Origin of the sequence: Pseudonocardia thermophila, from assembly GCF_900142365.1 — a bacterium.
In the GTDB taxonomy this organism is placed as follows: Bacteria; Actinomycetota; Actinomycetes; order Mycobacteriales; family Pseudonocardiaceae; genus Pseudonocardia; species Pseudonocardia thermophila.
In genome coordinates, this window is record NZ_FRAP01000016.1 from 51,404 (window position 1) to 60,804 (window position 9,401).

The following is a 9,401-nucleotide window of genomic DNA, read 5'->3' on the forward strand; positions in this document are numbered from 1 at the left end:
GCCCGCACGGCACGGACCGGCGCGGATGGCGCCGGCCCGACCGAACGGACACCGCCTTACAGCTCGGTGACGGTCCCGCCAGCTGCCGTGATCTTGTCACGGGCGCTTCCGGAGAAGGCGTGCGCGCTCACCTCGAGCTTCACGCCCTCCAACTCGCCGGTGCCGAGCACCTTCACCGGCCGGTTGCGGCGCACGGCACCCACCGCCACGAGCTCGTCCGGGCCGACCGTGCCGCCCTGGGGGAACAGCCGCGCGAGGTCGCCGACGTTGACGACCTGGTACTCCACGCGGAAGCGGTTCTTGAAGCCCTTCAGCTTCGGCAGCCGCATGTGCAGCGGCATCTGGCCACCCTCGAAGCGCGGCGAGACGTTCTTCCGCGCTCCGGTGCCCTTCGTACCGCGACCGGCGGTCTTGCCCTTGCCGCTGCCGTCACCGCGGCCGACGCGGGTCTTGGCGGTCTTCGCACCCGGGGCGGGACGGAGGTGGTGGATCTTGATGATGCTCTGCTCGCTCATCACGAACGCACCTCCTCGACCGTGACCAAGTGGCGCACCTTCTGGATCATGCCGCGGACCTGGGGAGTGTCCTCCCACTCAGCCGACTGGCGGATCTTGCGCAGGCCCAGCGACTTGATCGTGGCCTTCTGGTAGTCCTTGCACCCGATGGTGCTCTTGATCTGCGTGATCTTGAGCTTGGCCATGTCGATCACACCCTCGCAGCCTGCGCCTCAGCGGCGCGCGCCCGCAGCATCTCCGGCGGGACGACGTCCTCCAGCGGCATGCCGCGGCGTGCCGCGACCTCCTCCGGGCGCTGGAGCTGCTTCAGCGCGTCGATGGTCGCGTGCACGACGTTGATCGGGTTGTCGCTGCCCAGGCTCTTCGAGAGCACGTCGTGGATGCCCGCGCACTCGAGCACCGCACGCACCGGGCCACCCGCGATGACCCCGGTACCGGGGCTCGCCGGGATCAGCAGCACGACACCCGCCGCCGCCTCGCCCTGGACCCGGTGCACGATCGTGCCGCCGATGCGCGGAACGCGGAAGAAGTTCTTCTTCGCCTCCTCGACGCCCTTGGCGATCGCCGCCGGGACCTCCTTGGCCTTGCCGTAGCCGACGCCGACGAGACCGTCGCCATCGCCCACGATCATCAGAGCGGTGAAGCTGAAGCGCCGACCACCCTTGACGACCTTGGCCACGCGGTTGATGGTCACCAACCGCTCGATGTACGGGGTCTTGTCCTGGGCCGCCCCGCCACGGCCTCCGTCCCGGCGGTCCCGACGCTCGCGGTTCTCGCCGCCGCCGGGGCCCCCGCCGTCACGCCGTGTACGTCCCGGCATCAGACGTTCCCTTCGATCTTCGTCACAGTCATCAGAACTTCAGCCCGCCTTCGCGGGCGGCGTCGGCGAGCGCCGCGATCCGGCCGTGGTAGTCGCGCCCACCGCGGTCGAAGACGACGGCCTCGATGCCGGCGGCCTTGGCCCGCTCGGCGATCAGCTGGCCGACCTTGGTGGCGCGGGCCTTCTTGTCGCCGTCGATCGCCCGGACCTCGGCCTCCAGCGAGGAGGCGGCGGCGAGCGTGTGGCCGGCGACGTCGTCCACCAGCTGGGCCACGATGTGGCGCGAGCTGCGCGTCACGACCAGGCGCGGCCGCTCGGGCGAGCCGAAGACCTTCTTGCGCAGCCGACGGTGGCGACGCGCGATGGCGGCACGACGCTCGGCCGCCACCCGCGAGGCGGCCTTCTTCCGCTGGTTCGCGGAGATCGCAGTGTTGTTGGCAGCCATCACTTACCCGTCTTCCCGACCTTGCGGCGGACGTTCTCGCCCGCGTACCGCACGCCCTTGCCCTTGTACGGCTCGGGCTTGCGGATCTTGCGGATGTTCGCGGCGGTCTCGCCGACCAGCTGCTTGTCGATCCCCGACACCGAGAACTTCGTGGGGGACTCGACCGCGAAGGTGATGCCCTCCGGCGGCTCGACGACCACGGGGTGGCTGAAGCCGAGCGCGAACTGGAGCGCCTTGCCCTGCATCGCCACGCGGTAACCGACGCCGACGATCTCGAGCTTCTTCTCGTAGCCGTTGGTCACGCCGACGATCAGGTTGTTGATCAGCGTGCGCGACAGGCCGTGCATGGCCTTGCTGCGCCGCTCGTCGTCAGGCCGCTTCACCAGGATCGAACCGTCGTCGGCGCGCTCGACCGTGATCGGCTCGGCCACGGTGTGGCTCAGCGTGCCCTTCGGACCCTTGACGGTGACCGTACGACCGTCGATCTTCACGTCCACCCCGGACGGAACGGGGATGGGCAGTTTCCCGATTCGGGACATTGGCTCCTATCCCCCTCACCACACGTAGGCGAGGACTTCCCCGCCCACGCCGTTCTTCTTGGCCTGCTTGTCCGTCAGGAGGCCGGACGACGTCGAGATGATCGCGACGCCGAGGCCGCCGAGGACGCGCGGCAGGTTGGAGGCCTTCGCGTACACCCGCAGGCCGGGCTTGGAGACCCGGCGCAGGCCCGCGATGCTCCGCTCGCGGTTGCGGCCGTACTTCAGCTCGATCACCAAGTTCTTGCCGACCTCGGCGTCCTCGGTGCGCCAGGAGGCGATGTAGCCCTCCTTCAGCAGGACGTCCGCGATAGCGGCCTTGAGCTTGGAGTGCGGCATGGTCACCGAGTCGTGGTACGCCGCGTTGGCGTTCCGCAACCTGGTGAGCATGTCCGCGATCGGATCGGTCATCGTCATGGCGACGTCACACTCGTTTCCCGCCGTGGTTCCCTCTCGGGCCTTCGGCGATCAGTGCTTCGAATGATTCGGATCTACCAGCTGGCCTTGCTGACACCCGGCAGCTCGCCGGCGTGCGCCATCACCCGGACGCACACCCGGCACAGGCCGAACTTGCGCAGGACGGAGCGCGGCCGCCCGCAGCGGTTGCAGCGGGTGTAGGCGCGCACCTTGAACTTCGGGGTGCGGTTCGCCTTGACGATCAGCGCCTTCTTGGCCATCTCACGCCTCCTTGAAGGGGAAGCCCAGCTTGCGCAGCAGCACGCGGCCTTCCTCATCCGTCGTAGCCGTGGTGACGACCGTGATGTCCATCCCGCGCGGCCGGTCGATCGTGTCGGGGTCGATCTCGTGGAACATCGACTGCTCCGTGAGGCCGAACGTGTAGTTGCCCCGGCCGTCGAACTGCTTGTCCGACAGACCGCGGAAGTCGCGGATACGCGGGAGTGCGATCGTCAGCAGACGGTCGAGGAACTCCCACATGCGGTCGCCGCGCAGCGTGACCTTGGCGCCGATGGGCATGCCCTCACGCAGCTTGAACTGCGCGATCGATCGGCGGGCCCGGCGGATCAGCGGCTTCTGACCGGTGATGGTGGCCAGGTCGCGGACCGCGCCCTCGATCAGCTTGGCGTCCCGGGCGGCGTCGCCGACACCCATGTTGACGACGACCTTCACCACGCCGGGCACCTGCATGACGTTCTTGTACTGGAACTGCTCCTGCAGTTCGGCGCGGATCTCGTCGCGGTAGCGCTGCTTGAGGCGCGGCACCACCTTCTCGGCCGTGGTCGTGGTCATCTCAGATCTCCTTACCGGTACGCCGGGAGATCCGGACCCGCTTGCCGTCCTCGGTCACCTTCTTGCCCACCCGGGTCGGCTTGCCGTCGGAGTCGATGACCATCACGTTGGAGACGTGGATCGGCGCCTCCGTCGTGATGATCCCGCCCGACTGCGCGCCCCGCTGGTTCTGGGTGATCCGGGTGTGCTTCTTGATCCGGTTCACACCCTCGACGAGCACGCGTTCGCGGCGCGGGTAGGCCTGGATGACCTTGCCCTTCGCGCCCTTGTCCTTACCGGCGATCACCAGGACGGTGTCGCCCTTCTTCACCTTCATGTCCTACAGCACCTCCGGGGCGAGGGACACGATCCGCATGAACCTCTTGTCACGCAGCTCGCGGCCGACCGGACCGAAGATGCGGGTCCCTCGCGGCTCGCCGTCGTTCTTGATGATCACGGCGGCGTTCTCGTCGAACTTGATGTAGGAGCCGTCGGGACGACGACGCTCCTTCGCAGTCCGGACGACCACCGCCTTGACCACGTCGCCGCGCTTGACCCCGGCGCCGGGAATGGCGTCCTTCACCGTGGCGACGATCGTGTCGCCGATGCTCGCGTAGCGCCGGCCGGAACCGCCGAGCACGCGGATGCAGAGGATCTCCTTCGCACCGCTGTTGTCGGCGACGCGCAGCCGCGACTCCTGCTGGATCACTTCGCCTTCTCCAGGATCTCCACCAGACGCCAGCGCTTGGTGGCCGACAGCGGGCGGGTCTCCATCAGCCGGACGCGGTCACCGACGCCGGCGATGTTGCCCTCGTCGTGCGCCTTGACCTTGTGCGTGCGGCGGATGACCTTGCCGTACAGCGGGTGCTTCACGCGGTCCTCGAGGTTGACCACGATCGTCTTGTCCATCTTGTCGGACACGACCAGGCCCTCGCGGACCTTGCGCTCACCGCGCTTCTTCTTGCTCACCGTCTCGGTGTTGCTCTCGCTCATGCTGCGCCCTCGTCGTCACTCGGTGCGGCCGACAGACCCAGCTCACGCTCGCGCATGATCGTGTAGATGCGAGCGATCTCGTGCCGGACGGTTCGCAGCCGCCGGTTGTTGTCCAGCTGCCCGGTGGCCATCTGGAACCGGAGGTTGAACAGCTCCTCCTTGGCCTCGCGCACGCGCAGCACCAACTCCTCGTCGGTCAGCTGGCGCAGCTCGGCTGCCTTCGACGCCATCAGAAGTCACCACCCTCGCGGGTCACGATCCGGCACTTCATCGGCAGCTTGTGGATCGCACGGCGCAGGGCCTCGCGAGCCGTCTGCTCGTTCGGGTAGCTCATCTCGAACAGCACCCGGCCGGGCTTGACGGGGGCCACCCACTTCTCCGGCGAACCCTTACCGGAACCCATGCGGGTCTCGGCGGGCTTCTTGGTGAGCGGGCGGTCCGGGAAGATGTTGATCCACACCTTGCCGCCGCGGCGGATGTGCCGGTTGATCGCGATACGCGCCGACTCGATCTGCCGGTTGGTCACGTAGGCCGGCTCCAGCGCCTGGATGCCGTAGTCGCCGAAGGTGACCTGGGTGCCGCCGGTGGCGAGACCCGTGCGGTGCGGACGGTGCTGCTTGCGGTACTTGACCTTGCGCGGGATGAACATCTCAGCTCTCCCCACCGGTAGTGGTGGTGGCGGCGGCCTCGGGGGTGGCCTGCTCGGCAGCGGCGGCGCGGCCGGCCTCGGTGCCGGCACCGGTGGTGCCGGACGAGCCCGAGCGGCGGCGCGGCGGGCGCTCACGGCGCGGCCGCTCGTTCGCGGCCGGTGCGGCGGTGGCGCCCTCGCGGCGGCCGCCGACGACGTCGCCCTTGTAGATCCAGACCTTCACGCCGATGCGGCCGAAGGTGGTGCGGGCCTCGTACAGGCCGTAGTCGATGTCCGCACGCAGCGTGTGCAGCGGCACCCGCCCCTCACGGTAGAACTCCGAGCGCGACATCTCGGCACCGCCGAGGCGGCCCGAGCACTGCACCCGGATGCCCTTGACCTGCGGCGAGCGCATGGCCGACTGGATGGCCTTGCGCATCGCGCGCCGGAAGGCGACGCGGTTGGACAGCTGCTCGGCCACGCCCTGCGCGACGAGCTGCGCGTCCGACTCCGGGTTCTTGACCTCGAGGATGTTCAGCTGGACCTGCTTCTTGGTCAGCTTCTCGAGGTTGGCCCGGATCCGGTCGGCCTCGGCGCCGCGCCGGCCGATCACGATGCCGGGACGGGCGGTGTGGATGTCCACCCGGACGCGGTCACGGGTGCGCTCGATCTCGACCTTGGAGATGCCGGCCCGCTCCATGCCCTTGGAGAGCATGCGGCGGATCGCGACGTCCTCCTTGACGTACTCGGCGTACTGCTTGTCGGCGTACCAGCGCGACTTCCAGTCGGTGGTGATGCCGAGTCGGAACCCGTGCGGGTTGATCTTCTGCCCCATCAGCGGGCCCTCCCCTGTGCCCGTCCGGCGCGGTTGTTGCTCAGCGGCCGGGACTCGACCTCGACCGTGATGTGGCACGACCGCTTGCGGATGCGGTACGCGCGGCCCTGCGCGCGCGGCCGGATCCGCTTCATCGTCACGCCCTGGTCGACGTAGATCGTCTTGACCCACAACGTGCGCGGGTCGAGCTGCTGGTTGTTGATCGCGTTCGCGACCGCGGAGGCGATCACCTTGTAGACGGGCTCGCTCGCGGCGTGCACGTCGAGCTGGAGGATCGACAGCGCCTCGTCGACGTGCTTGCCCCGCACCAGGTCGACGACCCGGCGCACCTTGGTCTCGCTCATCGGGATGCGCCGCGCGACCGCGCGCGCGGTCGGCCGGGCCTCGGTCTCTGCAGTAGTCATGGAATCGCTCACCGCCTCCGTGCCTTGCGGTCGTCCTTCACGTGACCGCGGAAGGTTCGCGTGGGAGCGAACTCACCCAGCTTGTGCCCGACCATCGCGTCCGTGATGAAGACCGGCACGTGCTTGCGGCCGTCGTGCACCGCGATCGTGTGGCCGATCATGTCCGGGATGATCGTGGACCGCCGGGACCAGGTCCGGATGACGGTCTTCTTGCCCGACTCGTTGAGCGCGTCCACCTTCTTGAGCAGGTGGTCGTCCACGAACGGGCCCTTCTTCAGGCTGCGCGGCATTCTCTAACCTCCCCTGCTCAGCGCTTCTTGCCGGAGCGGCGCCGGCGGACGATCAACTTGTCGGAGGGCTTGTTCGCGCGGCGGGTGCGGCCTTCGGGCTTACCGGCCGGGTTCACCGGGTGGCGACCACCGGAGGTCTTGCCCTCACCACCGCCGTGCGGGTGGTCGACCGGGTTCATGGCGACACCACGGACGGTCGGGCGCTTGCCCTTCCACCGCATGCGGCCCGCCTTGCCCCAGTTGATGTTGGACTGCTCGGCGTTGCCGACCTCGCCGATCGTGGCGCGGCAGCGCACGTCGACGTTGCGGATCTCGCCGGACGGCATGCGCAGCTGCGCGTACGGCCCGTCCTTCGCGACGAGCTGCACCCGCGCACCGGCCGAGCGCGCGATCTTCGCACCGCCGCCGGGGCGCAGCTCGATCGCGTGGACCACGGTGCCGGTCGGGATGTTGCGCAGCGGCAGGTTGTTGCCGACCTTGATGTCGGCCTTCGGCCCGGCCTCGACGCGGTCACCCTGCTTGAGCTTGTCGGGGGCGATGATGTAGCGCTTCTCGCCGTCGACGTAGTGCAGCAGCGCGATCCGGGCGGTGCGGTTCGGGTCGTACTCGATGTGCGCGACCTTCGCCGGCACGCCGTCCTTGTCGTGGCGCCGGAAGTCGATGACGCGGTAGGCGCGCTTGTGCCCGCCGCCCTGGTGCCGCGCGGTGACCCGCCCGTGCACGTTGCGGCCGCCCTTGCTGTGCAGCGGACGGACCAGCGACTTCTCCGGCTTGGACCGGGTGATCTCGGCGAAGTCCGACACGCTGGCGCCGCGGCGGCCCGGCGTGGTCGGCTTGTACTTGCGGATTCCCATCGTCTACGTCCCTCAGCTCACCCGGCCGCCGAAGACGTCGATCTCACGGCTCTCCGGGGAGATCGTGACGATCGCGCGCTTCGTGTCCTTGCGCTTGCCGTAGCCGGTGCGGGTGCGCTTGCGCTTGCCGGTGCGGTTCAGCGTGTTCACCGACGTCACCTTGACGTCGAAGATCTGCTCGATGGCCTGCTTGATCTGGGTCTTGTTCGCGTCCGGCCGGACGAGGAAGGTGTACTGGCGCTGCTCGAGCAGCCCGTAGCTCTTCTCCGAGACCACCGGCGCGAGCACGATGTCGCGCGGGTCGGGGATCACTTCTCCTCCTCCTTACGCTGCGACGGCGGCAGCCTGAAACCGGCCGCCTCCGCCGCCTCGGCGCTGGTGAACCAGACCTCGGCCACCGTGCGGGCGTAGAACGAGCTGCCCGGCACGTGGTAGAGCATCGAGTCGGCGTTGCCCTTGACCGGGTAGCCCTCCGGCTGCGAGCCGTCCGGCAGCGGCGCGTGGCTCTGCGGACCGTACGGGTGCTGCTCGTCGGCGCCGGCGGGCGCAGCGGCCTTCTGCAGGCTCGGCTTCTCGCTGTTCTTGCGGGCCGCGGCCTTCGTCGCGATCGGGCCGGCGAGGAACTGGTCGTAGGCGTCCTTCAGGAACACCACGGCGTCGTTGACCAGCACGTCGTAGGTGTTCAGCTGGTCCGGCGCGATCAGGTGCACCTCGGGCAGGTTGCGCAGCGACAGCTGGGTCAGCGCGTCCTCGCGGGTGACGACGACCAGCACCTTGGTGCCGGGCTCGACGACCTCGGCGAGCGCGGTGCGCCCGGCCTTCGTCGAGGGCTTGTCGCCGGACACCAGCGCGTCGACGACGTGGACGCGGCCGGCGCGGGCCCGGTCGGACAGCGCGCCGCGCAGCGCGGCCGCCTTCATCTTCTTCGGAGTGCGCTGGCTGTAGTCACGCGGCGTCGGGCCGTGGACGATCCCACCGCCGGTGAACTGCGGCGCGCGCGTCGAACCCTGGCGGGCCCGGCCGGTGCCCTTCTGGCGGTACGGCTTGCGGCCACCGCCGGACACCTCGCCGCGGGTCTTGGTGTCGTGCGTGCCCTGGCGGGCGGCCGCGAGCTGGGCCACCACGACCTGGTGCATCAGCGCGATGTTGGCCTGGGCGTTGAAGACGTGCTCGGGGAGCTCGACCTGCAGCGTGGTCACTTCTTACCGCCCTTCGCCGCGGACTTCACGAACACCAGCCCGCCGCGGGGGCCGGGCACGGCGCCCTTGATCAGCAGCAGGCCGCGCTCGGCGTCGACGCGGTGGATCGTGAGGTTCTGGGTCGTGACCGTCCGGTTGCCCATGCGGCCGGCCATCCGGAGGCCCTTGAAGACGCGACCCGGGGTCGCGCAGCCGCCGATCGAACCGGGCGAGCGGTGCTTGCGCTGCACACCGTGGGAGTTGCCGAGGCCGGCGAACCCGTGGCGCTTCATGACACCCGCGGTGCCCTTGCCCTTGCTCTTGCCCACGACGTCGACCGCGCTGCCGGCCTCGAAGACGTCGGCGGTGATCTCCTGACCGACCTCGTACTTGTCGGCGTCCGTGGTGCGCAGCTCGGCGAGGTGCCGGCGCGGGGTCACGCCGGCCTTCGCGAAGTGCCCCGCCTTGGGCTTGTTCACCTTGCGCGGGTCGATCGCGCCGTACGCGAGCTGGACGGCCGAGTAGCCGTCCTTCTCGGGCGTGCGGATCTGGGTCACCACGTTCGGTCCGGCCTGGACCACGGTGACCGGGACCACCCGGTTGTTCTCGTCGAAGACCTGGGTCATCCCGAGCTTGGTGCCCAGGATCCCGGTGATCTGCCTGTCAGCCATCAGTC

General features: G+C 69.3%; 20 protein-coding genes. All 20 read right to left on the reverse strand.

Annotated elements, in window-relative coordinates:
- Positions 1–56 precede the first annotated feature (56 nt).
- The 20 genes from rplO to rplC all read right to left on the reverse strand — a co-directional run bounded on the left by rplO (position 57) and on the right by rplC (position 9,396).
- Positions 57–515 (reverse strand): 50S ribosomal protein L15, encoded by a 459-nt coding sequence (gene rplO, locus BUE41_RS20085; protein ID WP_073458700.1) that lies wholly within the window; start codon positions 513–515, stop codon positions 57–59.
- The gene (gene rpmD, locus BUE41_RS20090; protein ID WP_073458819.1) at positions 515–700 is read right to left on the reverse strand and encodes a 50S ribosomal protein L30; all 186 of its coding nucleotides are present in this window, start codon (positions 698–700) and stop codon (positions 515–517) included. The genes rplO and rpmD overlap by 1 nt, the downstream gene beginning before the upstream one ends.
- A 5-nt stretch (positions 701–705) precedes the next feature.
- Positions 706–1,335, reverse strand: a complete 630-nt coding sequence (rpsE, locus tag BUE41_RS20095) for a 30S ribosomal protein S5 (protein ID WP_073458701.1) — start codon at positions 1,333–1,335, stop codon at positions 706–708.
- 31 nt (positions 1,336–1,366) lie between these two features.
- The gene (gene rplR / locus BUE41_RS20100) at positions 1,367–1,780 is read right to left on the reverse strand and encodes a 50S ribosomal protein L18 (protein ID WP_073458702.1); all 414 of its coding nucleotides are present in this window, start codon (positions 1,778–1,780) and stop codon (positions 1,367–1,369) included.
- Positions 1,780–2,319, reverse strand: coding sequence for a 50S ribosomal protein L6 (gene rplF / locus BUE41_RS20105; RefSeq protein WP_073458703.1), 540 nt, complete (start codon positions 2,317–2,319; stop codon positions 1,780–1,782). The genes rplR and rplF overlap by 1 nt, the downstream gene beginning before the upstream one ends.
- Positions 2,320–2,334: 15 nt before the next feature.
- Positions 2,335–2,733, reverse strand: coding sequence for a 30S ribosomal protein S8 (rpsH, locus tag BUE41_RS20110; RefSeq protein WP_073458704.1), 399 nt, complete (start codon positions 2,731–2,733; stop codon positions 2,335–2,337).
- A 74-nt stretch (positions 2,734–2,807) separates the two neighbouring features.
- Complete coding sequence (locus BUE41_RS20115) at positions 2,808–2,993, reverse strand: type Z 30S ribosomal protein S14 (RefSeq protein WP_073458705.1); 186 nt, start codon at positions 2,991–2,993, stop codon at positions 2,808–2,810.
- 1 nt (position 2,994) lies between these two features.
- Positions 2,995–3,564 (reverse strand): 50S ribosomal protein L5, encoded by a 570-nt coding sequence (gene rplE / locus BUE41_RS20120; RefSeq protein WP_073458706.1) that lies wholly within the window; start codon positions 3,562–3,564, stop codon positions 2,995–2,997.
- Position 3,565: 1 nt separating this feature from the next.
- Positions 3,566–3,880: a 50S ribosomal protein L24 gene (rplX, locus tag BUE41_RS20125; protein WP_073458707.1), complete on the reverse strand. Its 315-nt coding sequence runs from the start codon at positions 3,878–3,880 to the stop codon at positions 3,566–3,568.
- 3 nt (positions 3,881–3,883) lie between these two features.
- A complete protein-coding gene (gene rplN / locus BUE41_RS20130) occupies positions 3,884–4,252 on the reverse strand; it encodes a 50S ribosomal protein L14 (protein ID WP_073458708.1) in 369 nt (122 codons plus the stop codon).
- Positions 4,249–4,536: a 30S ribosomal protein S17 gene (gene rpsQ, locus BUE41_RS20135; RefSeq protein WP_073458709.1), complete on the reverse strand. Its 288-nt coding sequence runs from the start codon at positions 4,534–4,536 to the stop codon at positions 4,249–4,251. Before rpsQ ends, rplN begins: the two co-directional genes overlap by 4 nt.
- On the reverse strand, positions 4,533–4,766 hold the full coding sequence (gene rpmC, locus BUE41_RS20140) for a 50S ribosomal protein L29 (RefSeq protein WP_073458710.1): 234 nt from the start codon (positions 4,764–4,766) through the stop codon (positions 4,533–4,535). The genes rpsQ and rpmC overlap by 4 nt, the downstream gene beginning before the upstream one ends.
- Positions 4,766–5,185 (reverse strand): 50S ribosomal protein L16, encoded by a 420-nt coding sequence (gene rplP / locus BUE41_RS20145; RefSeq protein ID WP_073458711.1) that lies wholly within the window; start codon positions 5,183–5,185, stop codon positions 4,766–4,768. The genes rpmC and rplP overlap by 1 nt, the downstream gene beginning before the upstream one ends.
- A 1-nt stretch (position 5,186) precedes the next feature.
- The gene (gene rpsC, locus BUE41_RS20150; RefSeq protein WP_073458712.1) at positions 5,187–5,999 is read right to left on the reverse strand and encodes a 30S ribosomal protein S3; all 813 of its coding nucleotides are present in this window, start codon (positions 5,997–5,999) and stop codon (positions 5,187–5,189) included.
- A complete protein-coding gene (gene rplV / locus BUE41_RS20155) occupies positions 5,999–6,403 on the reverse strand; it encodes a 50S ribosomal protein L22 (protein WP_143172263.1) in 405 nt (134 codons plus the stop codon). Before rplV ends, rpsC begins: the two co-directional genes overlap by 1 nt.
- Positions 6,404–6,411: 8 nt before the next feature.
- Positions 6,412–6,693, reverse strand: a complete 282-nt coding sequence (gene rpsS, locus BUE41_RS20160; RefSeq protein WP_073458714.1) for a 30S ribosomal protein S19 — start codon at positions 6,691–6,693, stop codon at positions 6,412–6,414.
- Between the two features lie 17 nt (positions 6,694–6,710).
- Entirely contained in the window at positions 6,711–7,547 is an 837-nt protein-coding gene (rplB, locus tag BUE41_RS20165; RefSeq protein WP_073458715.1) for a 50S ribosomal protein L2, read from the reverse strand.
- Between the two features lie 12 nt (positions 7,548–7,559).
- Entirely contained in the window at positions 7,560–7,859 is a 300-nt protein-coding gene (rplW, locus tag BUE41_RS20170; protein WP_073458716.1) for a 50S ribosomal protein L23, read from the reverse strand.
- Complete coding sequence (gene rplD / locus BUE41_RS20175) at positions 7,856–8,746, reverse strand: 50S ribosomal protein L4, sunset domain variant (RefSeq protein ID WP_073458717.1); 891 nt, start codon at positions 8,744–8,746, stop codon at positions 7,856–7,858. Before rplD ends, rplW begins: the two co-directional genes overlap by 4 nt.
- Entirely contained in the window at positions 8,743–9,396 is a 654-nt protein-coding gene (gene rplC, locus BUE41_RS20180) for a 50S ribosomal protein L3 (protein WP_073458718.1), read from the reverse strand. The genes rplD and rplC overlap by 4 nt, the downstream gene beginning before the upstream one ends.
- Positions 9,397–9,401: the final 5 nt, after the last annotated feature.

Excerpts from the sequence above, each read along its gene's own strand:
- rpmD (WP_073458819.1), bottom strand. The coding sequence starts at position 700 with ATGGCCAAGCTCAAGATCACGCAGATCAAGAGCACCATCGGGTGCAAG.
- rpsH (WP_073458704.1), bottom strand. The coding sequence starts at position 2,733 with ATGACGATGACCGATCCGATCGCGGACATGCTCACCAGGTTGCGGAAC.
- rplO (WP_073458700.1), bottom strand. The coding sequence starts at position 515 with ATGAGCGAGCAGAGCATCATCAAGATCCACCACCTCCGTCCCGCCCCG.
- rpmC (WP_073458710.1), bottom strand. The coding sequence starts at position 4,766 with ATGGCGTCGAAGGCAGCCGAGCTGCGCCAGCTGACCGACGAGGAGTTG.
- rplC (WP_073458718.1), bottom strand. The coding sequence starts at position 9,396 with ATGGCTGACAGGCAGATCACCGGGATCCTGGGCACCAAGCTCGGGATG.
- rplV (WP_143172263.1), bottom strand. The coding sequence starts at position 6,403 with ATGACTACTGCAGAGACCGAGGCCCGGCCGACCGCGCGCGCGGTCGCG.
- BUE41_RS20115 (WP_073458705.1), bottom strand. The coding sequence starts at position 2,993 with ATGGCCAAGAAGGCGCTGATCGTCAAGGCGAACCGCACCCCGAAGTTC.
- rpsE (WP_073458701.1), bottom strand. The coding sequence starts at position 1,335 with ATGCCGGGACGTACACGGCGTGACGGCGGGGGCCCCGGCGGCGGCGAG.
- rpsC (WP_073458712.1), bottom strand. The coding sequence starts at position 5,999 with ATGGGGCAGAAGATCAACCCGCACGGGTTCCGACTCGGCATCACCACC.
- rplX (WP_073458707.1), bottom strand. The coding sequence starts at position 3,880 with ATGAAGGTGAAGAAGGGCGACACCGTCCTGGTGATCGCCGGTAAGGAC.
- rplE (WP_073458706.1), bottom strand. The coding sequence starts at position 3,564 with ATGACCACGACCACGGCCGAGAAGGTGGTGCCGCGCCTCAAGCAGCGC.
- rplF (WP_073458703.1), bottom strand. The coding sequence starts at position 2,319 with ATGTCCCGAATCGGGAAACTGCCCATCCCCGTTCCGTCCGGGGTGGAC.
- rpsQ (WP_073458709.1), bottom strand. The coding sequence starts at position 4,536 with ATGAGCGAGAGCAACACCGAGACGGTGAGCAAGAAGAAGCGCGGTGAG.
- rplP (WP_073458711.1), bottom strand. The coding sequence starts at position 5,185 with ATGTTCATCCCGCGCAAGGTCAAGTACCGCAAGCAGCACCGTCCGCAC.
- rplR (WP_073458702.1), bottom strand. The coding sequence starts at position 1,780 with ATGGCTGCCAACAACACTGCGATCTCCGCGAACCAGCGGAAGAAGGCC.
- rplB (WP_073458715.1), bottom strand. The coding sequence starts at position 7,547 with ATGGGAATCCGCAAGTACAAGCCGACCACGCCGGGCCGCCGCGGCGCC.
- rpsS (WP_073458714.1), bottom strand. The coding sequence starts at position 6,693 with ATGCCGCGCAGCCTGAAGAAGGGCCCGTTCGTGGACGACCACCTGCTC.